This is a genomic window from Mesobaculum littorinae, from assembly GCF_004011175.1.
Taxonomy (GTDB): domain Bacteria; phylum Pseudomonadota; class Alphaproteobacteria; order Rhodobacterales; family Rhodobacteraceae; genus Tranquillimonas; species Tranquillimonas littorinae.
In genome coordinates, this window is the sequence record NZ_RQXX01000004.1 from 294,429 (window position 1) to 317,940 (window position 23,512).

A 23,512-nucleotide genomic window follows, 5' to 3' on the forward strand; every position below is an offset into this window, starting at 1 on the left:
GGACCTGCGGCCTGGTCGTGGGCATGAACCTCGGTCCCGGACCGGTCACCTGTCAATACTTAAAAGAACTTGCCTTATTAATTTCCCGGCTTCACTCTGGCCGCATGACCCGTCACGAGGGCCCGGCAAAAAGGGAAATTGTAGATGGTGATGCCTGCCGACACGCCGCGCCGCACGGCCCGGGGAAAGAATCCGAACCGCAGCCGCGAACATAACCGCCGCGTCGTGCTCGACCTTCTGCGCAGCCAGGGCCGCACCGGGCGGCGCGAGCTGGCCGAGCTGACGCAGCTGACGCCGCAGGCGGTGACGAACATCATCGACGACCTGATCGCGGCTGACCTGATCGTCATCGCCGGACGCCGCCGCATAGCGCGCGGGCGCGGACAGCCGCCGCACGAATACGAAATCAACCCCGCGGGGGCCTTTACCATCGGGATCGAACTGGCCGTCACGCGGATGGTGACCACCGTCGTGGACTTGGCCGGAGAGCTTCTGCACCGCGACGTCACCGCGATAGCCGAAGGCGGCCCCGCGACACTGCTGCCGGCAATCGGCACCCGGGTCGCGCAGCTGCGCGCCGATCACCCGGGTCGGCTGATGGGACTGGGGCTGGTGATGCCCGGCCCCTTCGAGATCGAGGGGTTTTCGGGCGTCGGCCCCACCACCCTGCCCGGCTGGGCCGGGATCGACGTCGCCGCCGACCTGCGCGACAGGCTGGGCGTGCCGGTGGTGGTCGAGAACGACGCCAACGCCGCCGCCGTGGGCGAAACGCTTCTGGGCGTCGGCAAGGAGATGACCGATTTCTGCGTCGTCTATTTCGGCACCGGCATCGGGCTGGGCCTGATCTCGGAAGGGCGCCCCGTGCGCGGCGCCTTCGGCAACGCCGGCGAGATCGGGCACATCGTCGTCACCCCCGGCGGCCGCCCCTGCCCTTGCGGGCAACACGGCTGCCTTGAACGCTATGCCTCGCTGCATTCCCTGCGCGAACGCCTGGCCGATGACGGGCGGGTGCTGTCCGTCGACGACCTCGACACGCTGGCGCCCGAGGGCGATCCGGTCGTCGCGGCCTGGCTCGAAGACGCCGCCGCGCACCTGTCCCCGATGATCTCGATCCTCGAGAACGTGTTCGATCCGCAGACCATCATCCTGTCGGGCGGCCTGCCGCCCGCCTGTCTCGACGCGATCATCGCGCGGCTCAGCTTCGGCCCCAGCGTCGCCCGGCGCAGCGACCGCATGGTGCCGCCGGTGATCCGCGGGCAGAGCGGGCTTTTAACCGCCGCGCTCGGCGCCGCGGCCCTGCCGCTGCACGAAGCGATCACCCCGCGGCTCGACCTCTCCGACCTGCAAGAGACCACCCTGAAAGGATCCGCCCCATGACCCCCGAGGAGCGACTTGCACGCGACGAAGCCTCCCCCGCCCTTGTGCGCCTGCACCGCGCCCTGTCGCGGCTGGGCTCGGTCGTCACCCTGATGAACACGGGCGCGCATCCCGACGACGAACAAAGCGGCCTCCTGGCCTGGCTGCGCTTCGGGCGCGGGATGCGCGTCGTCGTCGCCTGTTCGACCCGTGGCGAGGGCGGGCAGAACGTGCTGGGCCCCGAACGCGGCGGGGCGCTGGGCCTTTTGCGCACGCGCGAGATGGAGGAAGCCGCGCGCATCCTCGACTGCGACATCGCGTGGCTGGGCTTCGGCCCGCAGGATCCGGTGCATGATTTCGGCTTTTCCAAGGACGGCGACGATACCTTCGCCCGCTGGGGCGAGGACCGCATCGTCGAGCGGCTGGTGCGGGCCTACCGGCGCAACCGCCCGGACATCGTCCTGCCCACCTTTCTCGACGTGCCGGGACAGCACGGCCATCATCGCGCGATGACCCGGGCGGCGGAAACCGCGGTGGCCCGCGCCGCCGACCCCGCCGCCTATCCCCACCACATGGACGAGGGGCTGACGCCCTGGACCGTGACCAAGCTCTACCTGCCCGCGTGGCCCGGCGGCGGGGGCACCTACGACGACGAGGTACCCCCGCCCGAGGCCACCCTGACCGAACGCGCGACGGGCCGCGACCCGGCAACAGGCGCGGATTTCGCCCGCATCGGCGAATGGTCGCGGCGGCGCCACGCCTCGCAGGGCATGGGCCGCTGGCATGACGAGGCGCAGATGGCCTGGCCGCTGCACCTGTGCGGCGGTGACGCCGAGGCGCAGATCACCGACGGCCTGCCGGTTTCGCTGCGGGACCTCGCGGATCTTCTGCCCGCTGCAGCGAACGACCTCTCGGCCGCCGGAGAGGCGATCGACAGCGCCGGGGCCGCGTTTCCCGACCCTGACGCGATCCTCGCCGCGCTGGCGCAGGCGGACGCGGCGCTGGACCGGGCCGCCCGGGCGATCGCCGGGGATACCGAGGCCCGCGCGGCGCATGGCCACCGCATCGCGGTCAAGCGCCGCGACGTGCAGACCGCGATGGTCGAGGCATCGGGCCTCGACCCGCGGCTCGACATCACCGACGGGCCTCTCGCCCCAGGCGGCTCGGCCCTCCTGACGCTGCGCACAGCCGCCCCCTTTGCGGCGGTGTCGGGGATGACGGTGACCCCGGTCCTGCCACAGGGCGTCTCGGCCCGGCCCGAAACCTCGGGCGAGGCGGCGACCTTCGCGCTGAGCGCACGCGACGACGCGCCCTTCACCCCGCAATTCGCCGCCACGTGGTCAGCGACGGGCGGCAACGCCCCAATCCACGTGCGGCTGGACTGCGCGCTGGCGGGGCGACAGGTCTCGACCCTGCTCGACCCCGCTACGCCCGCGGCCGTCGCCCCCGCAGCTCCGTTCGAAGCCGAGCCGGCAGATTTCCTGCACCTGCGCGCGGCCCCCCCGGCGCCCTTCGCCTTCCGCTACGGCGGCGCCATCTCGCCGGGCGAGACGGACCTGCCCGAGGGCTGGACGCTGACGCTGGAGGACGGCGCGGCACGACTGACGCCCGCCGCGGACCTGTCCCCCGGCCTGACCCGGATCGTGCCGCGTGTGCAGGGCCGCCCGGCGATGCGCCGCAGCGTGTCGCATTACCCCCATATCGGCCGCCTTGCCTATGACGAGGATGCCGCGCTCAGGATCCTCAGCCTGGACCTGGCACTGCCCGAGGACACGCGGATCGGCTGGATCGGCGGCGGCAGCGACCGCACCGATCTGTGGATACGCCGCATGGGGCTGGACGTCACGACGCTGGACCGGATCGCGCAGGACACCGACCTTTCGGCCTATACCACGCTGGTCATCGGTGTCGTGGCACTGGCCGCGCGCCCCGACGTGCTGGCCCATGTCGCAAGGTTGCACGACTTCGTGCGCGCGGGCGGCGCGCTGGTGACGCTCTACCAGCGTCCCGACCAGGGCTGGGATCCCGATAGTGTCCCGCCGCTGCCGCTGACCATCGGCACGCCGTCGCTGCGCTGGCGCGTGACCGACGAGGCGGCGCCGGTCACGGTGCTGAAGCCCGACCACCCCATCCTGACCACGCCCAATGCCATCGGCCCCGCCGACTGGGAGGGATGGGACAAGGAGCGCGGGCTCTACTTCGCCGCTGCGTGGGACGACGCCTACGTGCCCCTGTTGTCGATGCACGACCGCGGCGAGGCGCCACTGACGGGGGCGCTGGTTTCGGCCCGGATCGGGGCGGGGCGGCACACGCATGTCTCGCTCGTCCTGCATCACCAGCTTGAACGGATGGTGCCGGGCGCCTTCCGCCTGCTCGCCAATATCCTGCGCCCCGAGCGCTAGGTGACGACGCCGCCCCGCGGTCCCGGTGCCGTCCCGGACCCGACGGGCCCGGAGCCGGCAGATCCGAACCGGACAGACCTGAACCGGGCGGGCCCGAACCGGTCGGACCCAAACGGAACGGCCCCGGACCGAACCGAGCCCGCCGCCGGGATCGCCTGGCTGCTGACGGACATGGCGCTGGTCACCTGCGTCAACGTGCTGGTGAAGCTACAAGGCCAGTCGCTGCCGGCGCTGCAACTGGTGTTCCTGCGCGCGCTCATCGGTCTCGTGGTCATCCTACCGATGGTCTGGATCCGGCGGGACGAGCTGCGGCGGATGGCGGCGCCTTGGCGCAATGCCTGCCGCGTGGCCTGCAACGCCGCGGCGCTCAGCCTGAACTTCTACGCGCTGACGCTGCTGCCGCTGGCGCTGGTCAACGCGGTGGGCTTTACCCGGCCGCCGGTGGCCATGCTCCTTGCCGCGCTCCTGCTGGGCGAACGCATCGCCCGGCCGCAGTGGGTTGGGCTGGTACTGGGCCTGGGCGGCGTGGCGATCATCGCCGCGCCGGGGCAATCCGCCCTGGGGCCGGTGCCGCTGGCCGGTCTCGGGGCGGCTGCGCTGTCGGTGGTCTTCGGCGCCATGGCGACGATCCAGACCCGCGCCCTGCGGCACGAAAGCACGATGGTGATGATGCTGTTCTACACCGCCGGCCTGTGCCTTTTCACCGGCGGCCCCGCGCTGGCCCTCTGGGTGCCGCTCGCGCCGTCGACGTGGCTGCCGGTGCTGGCCATCGGCGTCTTGGCGCAGGTCGCGCAACTGTGCTTTCTGCGGGCCTACCGCGCGGCGCCGGCCTCGCTCTTGTCGCCGGTTTCCTACGTCTCGCTGCTTTTCGCGACGGCGGCGGGCTGGATCGTCTTCGCCGAACGCCCCGGCCTCGCCTTCGCCGGCGGCGCGGGGCTGGTCATCCTCGGCGCGGCCCTGAACTTTCGCGCCCGCCCAAAGTGACGGCCCAAGATGACGACGCCCCCGGGGCGCCGTGCGCGCAACGACGCCCACCGGGGTCAGTGCCCCCCTGCCGGCGGCCTGCCGGCGCGGCGGTTCACCCGGACCCGCCGGATCAAAGCGCGGAAATGTAGTCTTCCGAGACGTATCCCGTGATGCCCGGCGCGCCTTCCAGCGAAACGCGGCACCAGAGCTGGCCCACCTCGGTCACGCAGTCATGCCGGTTCAGCCGCGTGCCGTCCGGCAGGCCGAGGATCACCTTGTAGCCCAGGCCCGGGCCGGCACGCAGTTTCAAAAGCTCGTCCGGGCCCGTGCCCTCGACCACCGTCCGTCCGCCGAACCCCGCGGCGCCTCCGCAGGCCGACAGGATAAGCAGGGACGTGACGGCGGCGATGGCTGGGCGGGACATGGGCGGAACCTCGTGCGTTTGGGATTGCCGCCGTTCTGCCAAATGGGCCCCCGCAGGTGAAGGGCGAAGTGGCCCGACCTCGCGCGCCCGGCGGCGCCATGCCCGCCGCGTGGCCCCGGCGGCCCGGTCGCCCGTCGCCGGTGGTGGCTGCGCGCGGCGGGGCAACAGGGGTGGGCCAGCAGTCTTGGACCACCACCACGGGGTCGCCGGGCGGCGCCTTGTACCGCGCCCCCGCGCGCCCCGCGGCAATCGAAACCGAAACACCCCGCTCCGGGGAACACCGCCACGGCTTGACACGGCCTAATACATCCATAATACACGAAGTATGGATATAAATACAGCCTCACAAGGATTTGCCGCGCTGGGTCAGTCGACCCGGCTCGACGTGCTGCGCCTTCTGGTGAAGGCGGGCCCCGAGGGGCTGAGCGCGGGGCGCATCGGCGAGCTTCTGGGCGTGCGGCAGAACACCCTGTCGGCCAACCTGACCGTTCTGCGCACCGCCGGGCTGGTGCGCAACGAGAGGCATGGCCGGTCGATCCGCTACTACGCCGATTTCGACGGCATCTCGACCCTCCTGCGCTTTCTGCTGCAGGATTGCTGCGGCGGCGAGCCCGCGCTTTGCCAGCCCCTGCTCGACGACATTCGCTGCGCCTGCTGACGGGCAGCCGACCGGGACCACAGGACAATGACCGACACCTCAGACGCTGCGCCCATGGGCCTCTTCGAACGCTGGCTGACGCTGTGGGTGGCGCTGGCCATCCTTGCGGGCTTGGCGATCGGTGCCCTCGCGCCCGGGCTGGTGGGCGCCATCGCGGCGGCCGAGGTCGCGCAGGTGAACCTGGTCGTCGCCGTCCTGATCTGGGCGATGGTCTACCCGATGATGATCGGCGTCGATGTCGGCGCTGTGGCCGGGGTGGCCCGGCAACCCCTGGGCCTGCTGCTGACGCTGGCGGTGAACTGGCTGGTCAAGCCCTTCACCATGGCCGCGCTGGCCGTCCTGTTCTTCGAGGTCGTCTTTGCCCGTTTCATCGCGCCCGAGGATGCGGCGCAATACATAGCCGGGCTGATCCTGCTGGGGGCCGCGCCCTGCACGGCGATGGTCTTCGTCTGGTCGCAGCTGACGCGGGGGGACGAAACCTACACGCTGGTGCAGGTCTCGGTGAACGACCTGATCATGATCGTCGCCTTCGCACCGCTCGTGGCCTTTCTGCTGGGCGTCACCGACATCGCCGTGCCGTGGCGCACGCTGGTGCTGGCCACGCTGCTTTACGTCGTGCTGCCGCTGATCGCCGGGCTCGCTACCCGCCGCGCCCTGGGATCGCCCGACCGGATCGACCGCTTCACGGCGCGGATAAAGCCGCTTTCGGTGATCGGGCTGATCGCCACGGTGGCGATCCTCTTCGGGCTGCAGGGCGAGGTGATCCTGAACCGCCCCGCCGTCATCGCGATGATCGCGGTGCCGATCATCCTGCAAAGCTACGGCATCTTCGCGCTGGCCTACGGCGCCGCCTGGGCGCTGCGGGTGCCGCACAAAATCGCCGCGCCCTGCGCGCTGATCGGCACGTCGAACTTCTTCGAACTGGCGGTCGCGGTGGCCATCAGCCTGTTCGGCCTGAACTCGGGCGCAGCACTTGCCACCGTCGTGGGCGTCCTAGTCGAGGTTCCGGTGATGCTGTCGCTCGTCGCCATCGCCAACCGCACCCGCCCCCGTTTCGCAAAGGTCTGAACCATGGTCACCATCTACCACAACCCCGCCTGCGGCACCTCGCGCAATGCGCTGGAGATGATCCGCCACACCGGTGTCGAGCCGCAGGTGATCCTCTACCTCGAAACCCCGCCCGGCCGCGCCAAGATCGAAGAGCTGATCGCCGCCATGGGCATCGCCCCGCGCGACCTCCTGCGCCGCAAGGGCACGCCCTACGACGATCTCGGGCTGGACGACCCCGCGCTGACGGACGCACAGCTGATCGACGCGATGGCGCAGCACCCGATCCTGATCAACCGCCCCGTGGTGGCGGGCCCGCGCGGCACCCGGCTGTGCCGTCCCTCGGAGGAGGTCTTTGCCGTCCTCGCCCCCACCGAGGCCGGTCCCTTCACCAAGGAAGACGGCGAGGTCGTGACGCCGTGACCGATCCGCTTGCCCGCCCCGACCCCTCGGCCCCGCCCGACATCGATCCAACCAGCATCGACCTACCCAACATCGACGCCGCGCAGCTGCATCCCGTCGACCCCGCGCTCTACGCGGCGCCGGACGATGACGGTCATCCACCGCGCATCCTGATCCTCTACGGGTCGCTGCGCGACCGCTCCTATTCCCGCCTTGCCGCCGAAGAGGCCGCGCGACTTCTGGCGTGGTTCGGCGCCGAGGTGCGGATCTTCGACCCGGCGGGCCTGCCCCTGCCCGACGCCACCGCCGACGACCACCCAAAGGTTGCCGAGCTGCGGGATCTGGCGAGGTGGAGCGAGGGCATGGTCTGGTCCTCGCCCGAACGACACGGCGCGATGTCGAGCGTGCTGAAGGCGCAGATCGACTGGATCCCGCTGTCGCTGGGCAGCGTGCGCCCGACGCAGGGCAAGACGCTGGCGCTGATGCAGGTCTGCGGCGGATCGCAAAGCTTCAACGCGGTGAACCAGATGCGTATCCTGGGCCGCTGGATGCGGATGGTGACGATCCCCAACCAGTCTTCGATGCCGAAGGCCTGGGACGAATTCGACGCGGCCGGACGCATGCGCCTGTCGCCGCTTTACCTGCGGATCGTGGACGTGATGGAGGAACTGGTGAAGTTCACCCTGATGACCCGGGGCCGCGCCGTCGCCCTGACTGACCGCTACTCGGAACGGGTGGAAAGCGCCGAGGCCCTGTCGAAGCGGGTGAACCAGGGCCAGGTCTAGTCGGACGCCGGCCAAACTCCCTCCCGGGGCTCACCCGGGTGCGCGGGGTCTAAGCGGGCGCCGGTGGATCTGCCGCGCGGGGCTCATTCGGGTGCGCGGCAGGACAGGAGCGCCCTGCCGCGTATGGCCCGGATGGCCTCCGCCCTCCCCGTCTGTCAAAGCCATTACAGCGGTGCGAAGCCCGGCCCGGGCGCGCGGAACCGTCCGGAACAAAGGGCGGCAGGGGGCGCGTCAGTACGGCATCGGCCATGCCTTGTGCACCGCGTCGATCCCTTCAAGCAGCTCGTCCGACAGCACCAGCTCGGCCGCCCCCAACGCGCGGGAAAGCTGGTCGGGCGTGGTCGCGCCAAGGATCGGGATCGTCGGCACCGGGCGGCTGCGGGTCCAAGCCAGGGCCATCTGCACCGGGTCGGTGTCATACTCGCGCGCCAGCGCGTGATAGGCCGCCACCGCGCCCCAGACCCGTTCGGACACGCGCCCGCCCAGGTTCGGGGTCAGCGCCATGCGGCTGCCCTCGGGCACCGCGCCGTCCTGGTACTTGCCGGTCAGAAGCCCGGCGGCCAGGGGCGAGAAGGCCAGCAGCGTCACCTGCTCGTGGTGGCAGGTCTCGGCCAGATCGCCGTCGAACAGGCGGCACAGCAGATTGTACTCGTTCTGGATGGTGGCGATGGCCGGCGCCCCGGCCGCCGCCAGCGCATCGTTCCAGCGGGCCGTGCCCCAGGCGGTTTCGTTCGACGGCCCATAGGCGCGGATCTTGCCCTCGTCGCGCAGCTCTGACAGCGTACCGGCCACGTCGGCCATGTTCTGGCGCACCGCCGCGCGGTCCTGCCCGGTGGGGTCATATTCCCATATCTGGCGGAAGTGGTAGGAGCCGCGGTCGGGCCAGTGGATCTGGTAGAGGTCCACGTAATCGGTGCCCAGCCGCCGCAGCGACCCCTCGAGCGCGGCGCGCATGGACTGCGGATCGGCGCCGCGCCCGTCGCGCACCATCGACCCCTCCGCCAGCATCTTGGTCGCCAGCACGACATCGCCGCGCCGCCCGGTCCGGGCCAGCCAGCTGCCGATGATCTCTTCGGTGCCGCCGATAGTCTCGGCCAGCACCGGGTTGGTGGGATACATCTCGGCGGTGTCGAGGAAGTCGACCCCGGCGTCGAGCGCCTGATCGATCTGCGCGTGGCCCTCGGCCTCGGTGTTCTGGCGACCCCATGTCATGGTGCCGAGACAGAACTCGGACACCTCGATGCCGCTTGTCCCCAGTGTGGTGCGCTTCATGTGCCGCCCTCTTTCAAGTCTCTCATACCGGGACTCCTCCCGGCTCTTTTCCGTGATCTCGTCTCGCGGGCCGGGCCCGTGGTCCGCCCTGCCAACGGCCCCGGCCCGCAAAGGTTCACCCCGATCGCGACGACACCCGGGCTGGACGAAACCACCCTCCCCCGGGCAGGCGGCTCACCGGGGCGGCAGACGTCGTCCCGCCCCGGAGCCGGCACGCCCCCGCGCGACGCCGGCGGCCGTCATTCCGCGGCGGGGACGCCGTCTTTCCATGTCTCCCAGTCCGCGATCACGGTCTCGGCAAAGGCATTGGCCACCCGGAACGCGTTTTCGGTCGCCGGACCGAAGCCGCCCGAATCCGACGCGAGCGACTCGGCGGCGGTCTGCCCTTCGGCCGGGCGGTCGAAGTTCGACCCGGTGCGCAGGACCGCGACGCGGTCCATCTGCACCCGGCCCGCCGCGTCGGCACGCTCCAGCGCGGCCAGCGTCGCGTTGTCCTCCATCTGCGTGGTGCAGTAGGTCCCGGCCCCGTCGGTCAGCTGCGCCACCCGGTCCTCGACCTCGGCTGCGATGACGGCGCCGTGCCAGTAGGTGTCGGCCGACACCGTGTCGCAAAGGCTGACGAAGGGCGCGCGCTGTGCCGCCTCCTGCGTGTAGGTCGCCCGATATTCGGCGGCGGTATCGCCATCGGCCAGAGCCACGTCGCGGGTGATGTCAAAGGCCCGCTGCGCGAGGTCGGCGTTCAGCGCATAGACTTCGGTCCCCGCCGACCAGCCGCCTTCGGCCTGTCCCGGTTCGGCGGTACCGAGATCGAAGGCACCGGTTGTCCAGCCCTGGGGGATCTCGCGAGGATCGATCTGGTGGCGCAATCCGCCGTCCACCACGTAACGTGCCCAGTGGGCCGAGCCCAGCGTGCCCTCTTCGGGGTCCACGCCGCCGATCCCGGCGACGACGACATAGCTGTCGGAGAGGTCGATCTCGTCAGCAAGCGCCACCGCCGCGACCGACGCCGCGGCATTGGCGAAGCCCATCGTCGTCGTCATCACGCACAGGTCTTCGTTGCAGTGCAGCTCGGGCGCGCTTGCCGGAAGCCCGGGCACGGCGACCGCGGTATCGAGGGTGAGCGCATCTTGCCAGGGCTGGGTTTCGCCCGCGAACATGGTGATGACGAGCACCTTGGGCGCCACCGGCTGCTGCGCCTCTTCCTGCGCGGCAACAGAGAGCGGGACGATCGCGGTCGTGGCGGCGAGAAGAGCGGTCCTGAACGGCATGACTGGTTTCCTCTGATTGGCAATCCCGGAATCGGACCCTGCCGCTATCCCCGACGCCGGGGCCGGGGGCAATCGCCGCCCGATCAGCAGGTGGGGGCCGCCTCCCCCCTCTGCCCGCAAAACGGGCAGACGACGCAGACCTGCCCAAGAATGCCGCAAGAGAGCCGCATGAGGGGCATCGCCCAGCCGCGACGTCCGCCCGCGCCTATCCCGGGTCGCGGCAACCGGCCCGGCCGCCCCGACATCGGCTGCGGGCGACCGAGGGTCAGCCCCGGCCCGTCACGCCCCCTGCCGGAAGCCGCGCAGCGCCGGAAGCACGGCGCCCAGATCCGCCGCTTCGCCCGCGCCGAAGGCGAAGTAGACCGAGCGGAACAGCGTGTAGAGCCGGTCGTAGGCCGCGACAGCCTCGCCGCGCGGCTCGTAGATCCGGTGCGGCGGGGCCAGCCGGTCCTGCGCGGACTCGTAACCGTCGAACACACCGGCGGCGAGGGCGGCGAAGATGCAGGCGCCGACACCCGTGGGGGATTGCCGCGGCACATGCACCTCGGTCCCCAGCACATCGGCGTAGATCTGGTTCAGCGCCGCGTTCTTCTGCGGGATGCCGCCGCCGTTCATCACCCGGTTCACGACGACGCCGTGCTCCTTCATCCGGTCGATGATCAGCCGGACATGCATCGCCATCCCCTCGATCGCGGCGTGAAGTTCGTCCGCGGCGGTGTGGTGCAGGTCCCAGCCCAGCGTGATGCCGCCCAGGTCGGACCGCACGAGCACGGTGCGGTCGCCATTGTCCCAGACCACGCGCAAAAGTCCGGTCGACCCGGGGGCCCGCGTCTCGAACCCCGCCGACAGCGTTCCCACGTCCGAGCCCGCGCGCGTGGCGATCGCCTCGAAGATGTCGCCGGTGGCGGATTGCCCGGCCTCGACCCCGATCTGGCCCGCGACGACGCTGCCCGGCACCGCGCCGCAGATCCCCGGCACCGGGTCGATGCCCGGCGGCGCGATCGAGATCATGCAGGTCGAGGTGCCGACAACGTTGACCAGATCCCCCGGCCCGCAGCCGCAGGCGATGGAATCCCAGTGCGAATCGAAAGCGCCGAAGGGGATCGGGATGCCCGCCCGCAGGCCCAGCCTTTCGGCCCATGTCGCGGAGAGGTGTCCGGCAATCTTGTCGGAGGTGCCGAAACGCCCGCCCAGCCGGTCGTTGATCCCGTCAAGCAGCGGATCGACGCGCGACAGGAAGTCTTGCGGAGGGAAGCCGCCCCAGGCCTCGCCCCACATCCACTTGTGCCCCATCGCGCAGACCGAACGCGGCAGGTCGTCGATCGTCGCGCCGGTCAGCGTGGCGACCAGCATGTCGCAGTGTTCCAGCGCGGTCGCCACGCGGTCGCGCTTGTCGGGGTTGTGGCGCAGGAAATGCAGAAGCTTGGCGTAGCCCCATTCGTGGCTGTAGACGCCCCCGCACCAGCGGATCGCCTCGATCCCCTCGTGATGGGCGCGGCGCGTGATCTCTTCGGCCTCGGCATGCGCGGTGTGGTCGCACCAGAGGTAATAGTCGTCGAGCGGTCGCAGATCCGCATCCACCATTACCACGCTCGACCCGGTGGTGTCGGCGGCGAAGGCGGCAATCTCGGTGCCGTCGATACCCGCGGCGGCGATGGCCTGCCCCATCGCGGCGACAAGCGCGTCCATGTGATCGTCGTGCGACTGCTTGGCGGCCAGCGGCTCGGCCTGCGAGCGTTTCAGGGGATATTCCCCGATACCCGTGCCCAGCGTTTCGCCCGTGTCGGTCTGCATCAGCGTCACGCGGACGCTGAGGGTGCCGAAATCTGCCCCTGCGACGATGGTCATGCGGGCTCTTCCTGGCCGTAGGTGGCGGCCTGACCGTGCTTGCGCAGGAAATGCCGGTCGCGCAGCGCCGTGGGCAGGCTTTGCAGATCGGGGCGCAGCTGCATCGAATACCATGCCATGCGCGCGCATTCCTCGAGGATATGGGCGTTCATCGCGGCCTCGGCCGGGGTGCGGCCCCAGACGAAGGGCCCGTGGCCCGCGACCAGCGCCGCCGGGATCTCCATCGGGTCGAGGTCGGTGAAGCTGTCGATGATCGCCTGCCCGGTCGAGGCGACGTAGCTGTCGCGGATCTCGGTTTCGGTCAGGTGGCGGGTGACGGGCACCGTGCCGCGGAAATAGTCGGCATGGGTGGTGCCGAAGCAGGGGATCGGCACCATCGCCTGCGCGAAGATCGTGGCAAAGGTCGAATGCGTATGCACCACGCTACCGATGCCGTCGAAGGCGCGGTAAAGCAGCAGGTGCGTGTCGAGGTCCGAGGACGGCTTGTAGTGGTTGTCGACCAGCGCCCCGTCCAGCCGCACCGTCACCATGTCCTGCGGGCTCATCGTGTCATAGGGCACGCCGCTGGGCTTGATCGCGACAAGGCCGCTGTTCCTGTCGATCCCGCTGGCATTGCCGAAGGTCGCCATCACCAGCCCGGTGCGGACGGTGTCGAGGTTCGCCTCGCAGACGGCGGCCTTGAGGTCGGTCAGGTCCATGGTGCTTCCCTTTCGTTGGTCGTGCGGCCTGCGCCGCCCCCCGGGGGAACGGCGCAGGCCCTGTCGCTTAGCGTTCGGCGGTCCAGCCCTGGTACTCGTCCACGTTCTCGGCGGTGATGAGCTCGGGGGCGATCAGCTTGGTATCCTCGGCCGGCGGGTTGCCCTGGAAGACGTCGTAGGACAGGCGCATCGCCTCGGCGGCCATGCCATAGGGGTCCTGGCTGGCCGAGGCCTTCATCAGCGCGCCCTCGGTCTTCAGCGCGTCCTCGGTATCGGGGGCGCCGTCGACGCCGGTGATGATGACGTCGGTGCGGTTCAGCTGACGCGCGGCCAGCTGAGCGCCCAGCGCCATCGGGTCGTTGGCGCCGAAGACGGCGTCGAGATCGCTGAACCGGGTCAGCAGGCCTTGCATGACCTGCAGGCCGCCATCGCGCGAGCCCATGCCGTTCTGGTCGTCCGACAGGACCTCGATGCCGTCGGCCGCGGCGAAGACGTCCGAGCAGCCCCGGAAGCGGTCGTTCAGCGACGACGACGAGGGGCCCTTGATGATCGCCACGTTGCCTTCGCCGCCCAGCTGCTCGACGATGTATTCGCAGGCGATGGTGCCGGCGGCGACGTTGTCGGTCATCACCGTGACCTCGGCGCCCGGCGCGGATACGTCGAAGGCGCCGACGGTGATGCCCGCATCCTTGGCGCGCTGCACCGCGGGGGCGATGGCGCTGTCATCGACCGCGTTCAGCATGATGATGTCGACGCCCGAGGCGATGAAGTTGTCGATCTGGCTGACCTGCTTGTTCAGGTCGTAATCGGCCGAGACCGCGGTGATCTGGACGTCCGGATTGATCTCTTCGGCGGCGTCGGTGATGCCCTCGATCGTGGCGACGAAGAACGGGTTGCCCAGAAGGCCGACCGAGATACCGACGCTTTCCAGCGTCTTGTCGTCCTGCGCGTGGGCCGTGGCGGCCAGTCCGACCGCCATCGCGGTCCCGAGTGCGAGCTTGTTCATGATACGCATTGGTTTCTCCTCCGGTTTGCGTTTCGTCTTGGCGGGCGCGGGATGCGCCCTCAGGTCCGGGCGCCGCTCTTGATGCGGTAGCGGTCCAGCGCCACGGCGGCGATGATGACCAGACCCTTGATGATGTACTGCCAGATGTCGGACACGCCGGTCAGGATCAGCCCGTTCGACAGCACCGCGATGATCAGCGCGCCGATCAGCGTGCCCCAGATCGACCCGATGCCGCCGATCAGGCTGGTGCCGCCCAGGATCACCGCCGCGATCGCGTCCAGTTCGTAGGCCTGGCCCAGTTGCAGGCCGTTGGCCGCGTAGAGACGCGCCGCCGACATCACGCCGCCCAGACCCGACATCAGGCCGGAAAAGCCATAGACGAAGAGCAGAACCAGCCAGACCTTGATGCCGGTCAGGCGCGCGGCCTCCTGGTTGCCGCCGACGGCGTAGATCCAGGTGCCCAGGATGGTCGAGCGCAGGATGAACCACGACAGCAGGATCACCCCCAGCGCGATGATCGCCAGCCAGGGCACGCCGAGGAAATCGCCGTTGCCGAGGAAGGCGAAGGGCAGGTTCGAGTTGAAGACGGTGGTATCGTCGCCCATCAGCCGCGCGATCCCGCGCACCGCGGTCAGCGACCCCAGGGTGACGATGAAGGGCGGCAGCTTCAGGAACGCGATCAGGATCCCGTTGAAGAGCCCGAAGGCCAGCCCTAGCGCCATCCCCATCGGGATGCCAAGCATGCCGTAGCCGTCGAGCAGCGACACGGTCACCGCCCCCACCGCCGAGGCGGCGAGGATCGAGCCCACCGACAGGTCGATGCCGCCGGTCAGGATGACGAAGGTCATGCCCGCGGCCAGCACGATGTTGATCGACGCCTGCTGCATGACGATCGAGATGTTGTTCACGGTCAGGAACTTGCCGCTGAGCAGTTCGAACCCGATCGCCAGCAGGATCAGCACGGGCAACATGCCGAGCGCCATGATCGAGGTTTTCAGCGCCGCACGTTTGCCGCCGCTCGAAGACGTGGTGGTATCGGTCATAGGCCTTCCTTCTCTGCGATCCTGGGCGTCCCGGTCCGCGCCCGTTCGGACGCGCCGGTGGACAGGGCCATGATGTCGGTCTGTTCGATGGCGCGGCCCGGCTCTGCCTTCACCTCGCCCGCGATCTTGCCTTCGCGCATGACGAGGCAGCGGTCCGAGATGCCGATGATCTCGGGCAGTTCGCTCGACACCACGACGATGGCCAGCCCCTCGCGGGCCAGCTCGTCGATCAGGCGATAGATCTCGGACTTGGCGCCGACATCGACGCCGCGCGTGGGCTCGTCCAGCATCAGTACCTTGGGCTGCGCTTCCAGCAGGCGGGCCAGCAGCACCTTTTGCTGGTTGCCGCCCGAAAGCGACCCCGCGTTGGCCCGAACCGACGGCGCGCGGATGCTGAGCGCGTCCAGCGCGGCCTTTGCCCGCCGCGTCGCCGCGCCGAAGTTCCGCAGCCCGCCGGGGCGCGCGTCCTCTTCGGCCACGGCCATGTTGATGTTGTCCGACAGCGTCATGTCGAGGAACAGGCCCAGGTCCTTGCGGTCCTCGGTCAGGTAGGCGATGCCGTGGGCCAGCGCCGCGCGGGGCGACCGGGGCGTCACCTCCTGCCCGTTCAGCCAGACCTTGCCGCTGGTCGCGGGGTCGGCGCCGTAGATCAGCCGCAACAGCTCGGTCCGGCCCGAACCGACCAGCCCCGCGACGCCAAGAACCTCGCCCCGGCCAACCTCGAACGAACACCCCTTTACCTTGGTGCCGTCGCCCATGTCCTCGACCCGCAGCACCGTCTCGCGGTCCTTGTCGCCGGCGACATGTTCCTTCTTGTAGAAACTCGACAGATCGCGCCCGACCATCATCGACACCAGCCTGTCGGCCTCGATCTCTTCCTTGTCCAGCGTGCCCACGTATTCACCGTCGCGCAGCACCGAGCAGCGGTCGGAAAGCTGGTAGATCTCGTCCATCCGGTGGCTGATATAGACGATGGCGATGCCGTCGCGCTTGAGCCCCGCGATGACGTCGAACAGCTTCTCGGTCTCGCGCTCGGACAGCGAGGTGGTGGGTTCGTCCATCACGATGATCCTGGCATCGGTGGACAGCGCCCGCGCGATCTCGACCAGCTGCCGTTCGCCCAGCGAAAGGCGCGACACCGTGGTCGCCGCGTCGAAGCTGACGCCCAGCCGATCGAGGATCGGCCGCGTCCGCTCCATCATCTGGCGCCGGTTGACGATACCGCCGCTATGCGGCTCGGCCCCGAGAAAGACGTTCTGCGCGACGCTGAGGTTCGGGGCCAGCGTCAGCTCCTGGTAGATCACGGCCACGCCGCGCGCCTTCGACGCCTTGGGATCGCCCAGCGGGATCGGCTTGCCGTCGACCAGCACCTCGCCCCCCGCGTCGGGGGTGTGGGCGCCCGACAGGACCTTCATCAGCGTGGACTTACCCGCGCCGTTCTCGCCCATCAGCGAATGCACCTCGCCGCCGTAGACCTGCAGCGATACGCCCTGCAGCGCCTTGATCGGCCCGAAGGTCTTGGAGATGTCACGCATCTCCAGAATGGGAACGTCAGCTGTCATGGTCGCACCTCCGGGTCGGCGATGGTCAATTGGACGCCCGCGTCCTCGATCATCTGGCGGTGCGCATCGTCCAGACCGCTGTCGGTCACGATCCGGGCCACGCGCCAGAGCGGCAGCGCCACCGATGGGGGACGCTCTTCGAACTTGCGGCTGTCGACGAGCAGAACCACTTCGTTCGCTCTATCCGCGAAGTGTTGTACGAATTTCACGAGAAGCGGGTGCGATTCAAGGATTCCCTTGGCGCTGACGCCCAGCGCGCCGACAAAGAACTGCTGGGCGAAGAATTCGGTGTCCAGCCCGCTGGGGTCGTAAAGCAGCCCCGGCTCGCGGTGCAGGTCGCCGCCGCCGACGGTCACCTGGCAGGTGCCGTGTTCGCCCAGATAGGCGGCCAGCGGCATGGAATGCGTGGTGACGCGGACATTGCGGTCGGCGATGCGGACCCCGAAATGGAAGCAGGTCGACCCGGCATGCACCACGATCTGGCTGCCGTCGCGCACCAAGTCACAGGCCGCGGCGGCGATGGCGCGCTTTGCGTCCACCGCGATGTCGCGGTTGTCGGCGAAGGGCAGCGCGACGGGGCGGCTTTGCAGCGCGCCCTCCAGCGCGGTGACGCCACCGTAGACCCGCGTCGCCAGGCCGGCCGCCGCGAGCTTTTCGATATCGCGGCGCACGGTGGCGGCCGAGGCGTCGACCAGCGTCGTCAGCTCGTTGACCGATAGAAACGGTCGCTCGCGCAGGGCCTCGAGCACGGCCTGATGTCGGCGATGTTCGTCCATGATCCTCCGGGACCGGCAGCTCCCCCTGCCGAACAGGCCAACCATGACGCATCACAATCATGAAAGCAAGAGTTCAGTCGAACACATGCGCAGGTGTGATCATTGTCGATCAGATGGCGATAAAGATGGGGCAAATTACGGGGGTACAGAAGATCACATGCGATCAGCGTGGCGCGCTGCAGGCATGGCGTGGTGCCGCATGGCACAGGGTCTGCAGCACGACGGGTCGCGCCATCGGCCCGGGCGATCCGGGACGCGCCGCGCAATCGCGGATGGGGATCATGAGAACGGGGCCGCACGAAAGGAGTGCGGCGCGACAGGCGCGGCCCGCCGATGCCCCCCCCCTTCATCGATGCACCTGCCGCGCGGCGCGCGAAAGCGCGGGGGAGGCCACCGCCCCTTTCCGGGGAGGTCGCGGGGTCTCAGGCCATGCGCAGGGACAGCGACATGCCGCCCTTGCCAAAGCCCAGCAGGCTGGTGACGTAGCCGGGTGCCGCCACGCTGTCGAGGAACCCGGCGATCTCGGCCCGCTCGGGGTCGATGTTGTCGGCCACGACCAGCGCCCGCGGGGCCAGCCGCGGCGTCAGCATCTCCAGCACCGGGACGTAGAGGTCCTTCGCCCCGTCGAGGAACAGCAGGTCGATGGGCCCGTCGGGATCGGCGAGCGTCTGGCGCGCATCGCCCACGCGGATATCGGCGACCAACCCGGCCTCGGACAGGTTCTGCCGGGCGCGGGCGGCCTTTTCGGGATGGAACTCGGACCCCGTGACCATGCCCCCGGTCTCGTCAGCCGCGGCAGCGAGATAGAGCGTCGAGATCCCGAAGGACGTCCCGAACTCGACGATCTGCCGGGCGCCCGAGCCGACGGCCAGCGCGTAAAGCCAGCGCCCCTGGTCGGGCCGGATCGACAGGTACCGGGTGCGGTGCATCTCGGAGGTGCGGAAATCCGCCATGTCGCCCTGTGGCGGACGGGGCTGGCCGCGCTGCGCGCGGGCGGCGGCGTGTTCGCGGTCGAGGATCGCGGCAAGGGCGGGATCTGTCAGGCGCATGTGACCTCCTTCAACGGGTCAGAACGACGGGACAGTCGCGGGCGGGGTGCGGCAGGATGCAGACGTCCTGGCGGTAGACCCGCGCGACAAGCTCTTCTGTCAGCACTTGCCACGGCGGCCCCTCGGCTACGATGCGTCCGGCCTGCATCAGCACGATGCTGTCGGCATGGGCCGCCGCGAGGTTGAGATCGTGCAGCACCGCGACGACGGTCGCGCCCTCGGCGGCCATCCGGCGGGCGGCGGCCAGCACCCTCTCCTGGTGGCGCAGGTCGAGCGCGGCGGTCGGTTCGTCCAGCAGCACGACGTCGGTCTGCTGCACCGCGACACGGGCGAAGGTGGTGCGCGCCTGTTCTCCGCCCGACAGGGTCTGTGCATTGCGATGCGCCATGTGCAGGATCTCGGCCTGCGTCATCTCGCGTTCGACGATGCGCGCGTCCTCGGCCACCGGCAGGTCGCGGAAGGCGCGCCCCATCGCCACGACCTCTTCGACCGGATAGCCGAAGCGGATCTCTGAGCCCTGCGGAAACACCGCGCGGACTTGCGCCAGGCGGCGCACCGACATCCGGGCCAGCGGCGTGCCCGACAGCGCGACCCGGCCGGCGTCGGCCTCTAGGTCCCCGGCGATCACCGACAGCAGCGTCGACTTGCCCGCCCCGTTCGGCCCGACGATCACCGTCAGGCTGCCCGGCAGGCAGGTCAGGTCTACCGCGTCCAGCAGCGTCTTGGCCCCGATGCGCAGGGTGACGTTCTCGACCCGGATCATGCGCCGCGCCCCTGCCCCTGGCCGCGCCAGATCATCCACAGGAAGAACGGCCCGCCGAGTGCCCCCATGATGACACCGATCGGCACCTCGTTCGGCGGATCGAGCGTGCGCGCCGCCATGTCGGCCAGCATCACCAGCAGCCCCCCGCCCCCGGCGGAGAACGGGATCAGCCAGCGGTGCCCCGGCCCGATCATCAGGCGGAAGAGATGCGGCACGACCAGCCCGACGAACCCGATGGTGCCGGCGAAGGACACCGCCGCCGCGACCAGCAGCGCGGTCACGAAGATCAGCTTGCGTCGCAGGATCTTCACGTCGACACCCAGGTGACGCGCCTGCCGTTCGCCCAGAGCCAGCAGGTCGAGCGGCCGCGACCAGCGCATCAGCAGCGCGATGCCCACGACGGCGGGCGGCGTGACGATGGCCAGCGTGACCCATCTCGCGGTCGACAGCGACCCCATCGACCAGAAGGTCAGGCTTTGCAGCTGGTCGGCGGTGGCGAGGTAGGTCAGGAACCCCGCGACCGCGCCGCCGATGGCGTTGACGGCGATCCCCACCAGAAGCAACCGCGAATTGTCGCCCCCCGCCACGCCGGGCCGAGCCAGCGCGTAGATGACGAAGGTGGTGCAGGTGCCCGCCACGAAGGCGCCCACCGGAAGGGTCCAGATGCCGAAGGTCGAGATCTGCAGGATGATCACCGCCATCGCGCCCAGCGACGCCCCCGAGGACACGCCGACGATGCCGGGATCGGCCAGCGGGTTGCCGAACAGCCCCTGCATCGCAGCGCCGCAGGTGGCGAGGCTGGCACCCACGACCACCGCCATCAGGCTGCGGGCCAGCCGCAGGTCCCAGACGATGGCGGCGTTCAGCGTCTCGTCGGGCGTCATCTCGGACGGGCCCAGCTTCGACAGCAGCGCCGCGGCGAGCTCCGAAGGCGACAGCGGGATCGCCCCCACCGCGACCGACGCCATCAGCGTCGCCACGAACAGCGCCGCCACCGCCCAGGCCAGAAGCGGGCGGCGGTCGGCGGGGCGACCGGCGGGGCGATCGGGCCGTGCGAAGGCGGTATCGCCCGCCTCGCTCAAGGGAACATCTCCGCCAGCGCCCCGGCCAGCGCCCGCGTGGCCAGCCCCGACGACGCCGCATCGGCCCGGACGTGCAGGTCCTGCATGACGATGGCGCGCGCGCCGCGGCCCGCGGGCGTCTGCGCCAGCCCCGGGTAGCCTTCCCAGATCCCGTCGACGCCGCCGAAGGCCTCAAGCTCGCTCTCCGAGATCAGGATGACGTCCGGCGCCATCATCAGCACGCCCTCGGGCGTGACCGAGCGGTAGCGGTCCATCCCGACCTCGGCCGCGGCATTCACCGCGCCCACACGCTCGATCAGGTTGTGAACCCCGGTGCCCGCCCCCCCGGCCGAGAAATTGCCGCCCGCCCCCTGTTTCGACGCATGCAGGATGCGCAGCGGCGCACCGCCCGCCCCGACGCCGGATTCGGCCGCGGCATCGGCGTAGCTTTGCCGCATCTGCGCAATCAGCGCCGCTCCCCGGTCCTCGAGCCCCAGGTGCCCGGCCATCAGCGCGACCTTCTCGGTCGCGGGGCGGGTACGGTTGACGATGTCGGTGTCGATCCCGACCCGTTCCAGACCGGCGCGCAGGGTGTCGAAACGGACATTCGCCGTCAGCACCTTGCCCGGCCGCATCCCGACGATGCCCTCGACCCCGGCCCAGTCGCGCACCTTGTAGGGCGTCTCCTCGATCCCCGGCAGGTCGATGGCGGCGGGCCGCGCGAGGATGCGGTCGGCGGCCCCCAGCGCGACCGCGATCTCGACCAGCTCGGCATCGAGAAGGACCAGGTCGCGCGGGGCCTCGGGCGCGCTTTCCGGGCCGTAGAGGTCCGGGTAGGCGGGGATGTCGGTTATGTCGATCACCTCGGCCCTTGCGCCCGCCGCGAAACCGGCGAGCGCGAAGGTGACGACGACGGCAAGGGTCGCGGCAAAGACGGCGGCGCGTATGGGGGCGCGGGGGGCTGTGTGTGGCATGGCGTCCCTTCCGCTCAGAACCGGCTGGTCAGGCCGACGTAAAGCCGCCGCCCGGCCAGCGAGCGGTCGCTGAGCTCGGTGTCGTAATCGGTGTCGAAGACGTTCGAGAGGTTGACCGAGGCGCGCACGTTGTCACGGATGTCATAGTCGAAGCCTGCATCGACCAGCGTGTAGGCCGGGATCTCCTGCGCCGAGCGGCCGATGGTCGTGGTGTCGCCGCGATACTTGACCTTCCCCCAAAGACCGTAGGGCGCGTCGTCCGGCGACCAGCGGACGCCGAAGTTGGCGGCATGGGCCGGCAGGCCGTTGAAGCGATCGCCCGCGCCGTCGCCGCTGGTGATCTCGGAGTCCGAGTAGGTGTAGTTCGCGGACAGGTCGAAATCGCCGACCGGCATGTCGAAGGTCAGTTCGGCACCGTTCAGCTCGGCCTCGTCGCGGTTCACGTATTCCGAGATGTAGACGTAGTTGTCGACGGCGCCGAAGCTGCAGGTGCCGTTCAGCTGTCCGTCGGCCTCGTACCGGTCGGCCTCGGGCGTGTCGCAGATCACGTCGCGGTCGATCTTGTTCTCGAAGGAGGTGTGGTAGACCGTGGCGCTGGCCTGGATGCCGCGCGGCCCTTCCCAGACCAGCCCGAATTCGTAGTTGGTGCTTTCCTCGGGCTGCAGGTCGGTGTTGCCGACGTCGAGCGCGTTGCTGCCGCGCCCGCCCGACGGTTCGGCGATGCCGGCATCGGCCTGCTTGAGCTCGGGCACCCGGTAGCCCCCGCTGACACCGCCCTTCAGCGTCAGCGCCGGCGTCAGGTCGTAGACGCCGTAGACGCGCGGGGTCACGTTGCTTCCGTAGTTTTCGTTATGGTCGTAGCGCAGGCCCAGCGTCAGGGCGAACCTGTCGGTAAGGTCGATCTCGTCCTCGGCGAAAAGCGCGGCATGCCAGCGGTCGAGATCGGTCGAGATCGAGGGGGAGAAGCGGTTTTCGTCGTGTTCGGTCCGCTCGGTCGCGTAGTCGGCGCCGAAGGTCAGCGTCTGGCGGGCCAGATACATCGTGGTCTTGGTGTTCAGCTGCGTCTTGCCGTAGCTCGAGGTGTAGTCGCCGTTCTCGATGTCGACGGTCTCGTCGATCAGGAAGGTCGTCGTCTCATGGCCCTGCCCCCACTGCATCCGGTGGGTCACGCCGTAGTTGGTATAAGTGTTCTCGACCTCGCCGACCGACACCTCGCCCCGCCGCAGAAGCGCGTTCTCGAAGGATTGCTCGGTCTGCGAGAGGTTGAATTTCAGCTCGTGGTCGTCGTTGACGGCCCAGGTCAGGGTTCCGCCCAGCGTGCGGCGGCGCGACTCCGCCTCGCCGGGGATGAACGCGTCGGCCTGCTGGGAATGGGTCTGCCCGTAAAGGCTGAGCCCGACCGAGCTGCTGACCGGTCCCGACAGGTAGAACCGGCCCTGGTGGGAGTCGCCCGCGTCGCCGTCTTCGGGCAGGGTGGTGCCGATGGTGACCTCGCCGCCCCAGTCGTCCGGCACGGGCTTGGTGATGACATTGATGACCCCGCCGGCGGCGTCGGTGCCGTAAAGCGACGACATCGGCCCGCGGATCACCTCGATCCGGTCGATGGCCGATGCGGGCGGCAGAAAGCCCGCCTTCTGCCCGCTGCCGAAGCCGTTGTAGAAAGCCTCGCCCGTCGAGCCGATAGGGCGGCCGTCGACCAGCAGCAGCACGTAGTCCTCGCCCAGGCCGCGGATGTTGATCTCGTCATTGCCCAGCTTGCCGCCGCCTTCGAGCGCGACGCCGGGCACATCGTCCAGCGCGTCGGTGATCGTCTCGTAGGAGCCATCGGCCAGGTCTTCCCCCTCGACCACGGTGATCGAGGCCGGGGCGTCGGCGATCAGCTGCTCGTAACCGGCGGCGGTCAGGACGACCGTGCCGAGATTGGCGAAATCCCCCGCGACCTCCTCCTGCGCCTGCAGGCCGCAAAGCGGTACGGCGCCAAGCGCGATGGTGACGAATGCAAGCTTCTGCCGTCTCGGCATGGGGGCCTCCCTGACCTATGCGCGCACCCGTCCGGCCCCGCCGAAGGACCCCGGCAGACGGAAAACACGGCTCGCGTCTCTTAAAATAAACCTTACTGATTCAATAAGGTAATCCCGGGATACTGAGGGGG

Annotated in this window: 21 protein-coding genes; 7 read left to right on the forward strand and 14 right to left on the reverse strand. The window is 69.7% G+C overall.

Annotated elements, in window-relative coordinates:
- The first annotated feature begins 144 nt into the window (after positions 1 to 144).
- The 3 genes from EKE94_RS13635 (at position 145) to EKE94_RS13645 (ending at position 4,742) form a co-directional block, all read left to right on the forward strand.
- Positions 145 to 1,377 carry an ROK family transcriptional regulator gene (locus tag EKE94_RS13635; protein ID WP_127907164.1) on the forward strand — a complete coding sequence of 411 codons (1,233 nt, stop codon included), beginning with the start codon at positions 145 to 147 and terminating at the stop codon, positions 1,375 to 1,377.
- Positions 1,374 to 3,758, forward strand: coding sequence for a PIG-L family deacetylase (locus EKE94_RS13640; RefSeq protein WP_127907165.1), 2,385 nt, complete (start codon positions 1,374 to 1,376; stop codon positions 3,756 to 3,758). Before EKE94_RS13635 ends, EKE94_RS13640 begins: the two co-directional genes overlap by 4 nt.
- A 150-nt stretch (positions 3,759 to 3,908) precedes the next feature.
- Positions 3,909 to 4,742 carry a DMT family transporter gene (locus EKE94_RS13645; protein ID WP_456237827.1) on the forward strand — a complete coding sequence of 278 codons (834 nt, stop codon included), beginning with the start codon at positions 3,909 to 3,911 and terminating at the stop codon, positions 4,740 to 4,742.
- 112 nt (positions 4,743 to 4,854) lie between these two features.
- Here the strand turns inward: EKE94_RS13645 and EKE94_RS13650 are convergent, their stop codons facing one another.
- Positions 4,855 to 5,148 (reverse strand): SH3 domain-containing protein, encoded by a 294-nt coding sequence (locus tag EKE94_RS13650; RefSeq protein WP_127907167.1) that lies wholly within the window; start codon positions 5,146 to 5,148, stop codon positions 4,855 to 4,857.
- 325 nt (positions 5,149 to 5,473) lie between these two features.
- Here EKE94_RS13650 and EKE94_RS13655 point away from each other — a divergent pair, with 325 nt between their 5' ends.
- Genes EKE94_RS13655 through arsH form a run of 4 tightly spaced genes read left to right on the forward strand, consistent with a single transcriptional unit; the run spans position 5,474 to position 8,040 of the window.
- A complete protein-coding gene (locus tag EKE94_RS13655) occupies positions 5,474 to 5,806 on the forward strand; it encodes an ArsR/SmtB family transcription factor (RefSeq protein ID WP_127907168.1) in 333 nt (110 codons plus the stop codon).
- 27 nt (positions 5,807 to 5,833) lie between these two features.
- Positions 5,834 to 6,874 (forward strand): ACR3 family arsenite efflux transporter, encoded by a 1,041-nt coding sequence (arsB, locus tag EKE94_RS13660; protein ID WP_127907169.1) that lies wholly within the window; start codon positions 5,834 to 5,836, stop codon positions 6,872 to 6,874.
- A gap of 3 nt (positions 6,875 to 6,877) precedes the next feature.
- Positions 6,878 to 7,276 carry an arsenate reductase (glutaredoxin) gene (gene arsC, locus EKE94_RS13665; RefSeq protein ID WP_127907170.1) on the forward strand — a complete coding sequence of 133 codons (399 nt, stop codon included), beginning with the start codon at positions 6,878 to 6,880 and terminating at the stop codon, positions 7,274 to 7,276.
- Between the two features lie 41 nt (positions 7,277 to 7,317).
- Positions 7,318 to 8,040 (forward strand): arsenical resistance protein ArsH, encoded by a 723-nt coding sequence (arsH, locus tag EKE94_RS13670; protein ID WP_127907278.1) that lies wholly within the window; start codon positions 7,318 to 7,320, stop codon positions 8,038 to 8,040.
- Between the two features lie 231 nt (positions 8,041 to 8,271).
- On the opposite strand, the gene EKE94_RS13675 is transcribed toward arsH, so the two are convergent.
- From EKE94_RS13675 to EKE94_RS13735, 13 genes are all read right to left on the reverse strand, one after another.
- Positions 8,272 to 9,312: an aldo/keto reductase gene (locus EKE94_RS13675; RefSeq protein ID WP_127907171.1), complete on the reverse strand. Its 1,041-nt coding sequence runs from the start codon at positions 9,310 to 9,312 to the stop codon at positions 8,272 to 8,274.
- Positions 9,313 to 9,551: 239 nt separating this feature from the next.
- Positions 9,552 to 10,580, reverse strand: coding sequence for a purine-nucleoside phosphorylase (locus EKE94_RS13680; protein ID WP_127907172.1), 1,029 nt, complete (start codon positions 10,578 to 10,580; stop codon positions 9,552 to 9,554).
- A gap of 279 nt (positions 10,581 to 10,859) precedes the next feature.
- Positions 10,860 to 12,428, reverse strand: a complete 1,569-nt coding sequence (locus EKE94_RS13685) for a ribulokinase (RefSeq protein WP_127907173.1) — start codon at positions 12,426 to 12,428, stop codon at positions 10,860 to 10,862.
- Positions 12,425 to 13,126 carry an L-ribulose-5-phosphate 4-epimerase AraD gene (gene araD / locus EKE94_RS13690; protein WP_127907174.1) on the reverse strand — a complete coding sequence of 234 codons (702 nt, stop codon included), beginning with the start codon at positions 13,124 to 13,126 and terminating at the stop codon, positions 12,425 to 12,427. The genes EKE94_RS13685 and araD overlap by 4 nt, the downstream gene beginning before the upstream one ends.
- A gap of 67 nt (positions 13,127 to 13,193) precedes the next feature.
- Entirely contained in the window at positions 13,194 to 14,141 is a 948-nt protein-coding gene (locus EKE94_RS13695; protein WP_127907175.1) for an ABC transporter substrate-binding protein, read from the reverse strand.
- 50 nt (positions 14,142 to 14,191) lie between these two features.
- Complete coding sequence (locus EKE94_RS13700) at positions 14,192 to 15,175, reverse strand: ABC transporter permease subunit (protein ID WP_127907176.1); 984 nt, start codon at positions 15,173 to 15,175, stop codon at positions 14,192 to 14,194.
- Positions 15,172 to 16,737 carry a sugar ABC transporter ATP-binding protein gene (locus EKE94_RS13705; protein WP_127907177.1) on the reverse strand — a complete coding sequence of 522 codons (1,566 nt, stop codon included), beginning with the start codon at positions 16,735 to 16,737 and terminating at the stop codon, positions 15,172 to 15,174. The genes EKE94_RS13700 and EKE94_RS13705 overlap by 4 nt, the downstream gene beginning before the upstream one ends.
- Positions 16,734 to 17,513 carry a DeoR/GlpR family DNA-binding transcription regulator gene (locus EKE94_RS13710; protein WP_127907178.1) on the reverse strand — a complete coding sequence of 260 codons (780 nt, stop codon included), beginning with the start codon at positions 17,511 to 17,513 and terminating at the stop codon, positions 16,734 to 16,736. The genes EKE94_RS13705 and EKE94_RS13710 overlap by 4 nt, the downstream gene beginning before the upstream one ends.
- Positions 17,514 to 17,935: 422 nt before the next feature.
- Positions 17,936 to 18,562, reverse strand: coding sequence for an O-methyltransferase (locus EKE94_RS13715; RefSeq protein WP_127907179.1), 627 nt, complete (start codon positions 18,560 to 18,562; stop codon positions 17,936 to 17,938).
- A gap of 10 nt (positions 18,563 to 18,572) precedes the next feature.
- Complete coding sequence (locus EKE94_RS13720; RefSeq protein WP_127907180.1) at positions 18,573 to 19,325, reverse strand: heme ABC transporter ATP-binding protein; 753 nt, start codon at positions 19,323 to 19,325, stop codon at positions 18,573 to 18,575.
- Positions 19,322 to 20,407 carry a FecCD family ABC transporter permease gene (locus EKE94_RS13725; RefSeq protein WP_206615073.1) on the reverse strand — a complete coding sequence of 362 codons (1,086 nt, stop codon included), beginning with the start codon at positions 20,405 to 20,407 and terminating at the stop codon, positions 19,322 to 19,324. The genes EKE94_RS13720 and EKE94_RS13725 overlap by 4 nt, the downstream gene beginning before the upstream one ends.
- A complete protein-coding gene (locus tag EKE94_RS13730) occupies positions 20,404 to 21,360 on the reverse strand; it encodes an ABC transporter substrate-binding protein (RefSeq protein ID WP_127907181.1) in 957 nt (318 codons plus the stop codon). Before EKE94_RS13730 ends, EKE94_RS13725 begins: the two co-directional genes overlap by 4 nt.
- A gap of 14 nt (positions 21,361 to 21,374) precedes the next feature.
- Positions 21,375 to 23,381 carry a TonB-dependent receptor domain-containing protein gene (locus EKE94_RS13735; protein WP_127907182.1) on the reverse strand — a complete coding sequence of 669 codons (2,007 nt, stop codon included), beginning with the start codon at positions 23,379 to 23,381 and terminating at the stop codon, positions 21,375 to 21,377.
- Between the last annotated feature and the right edge of the window lie 131 nt (positions 23,382 to 23,512).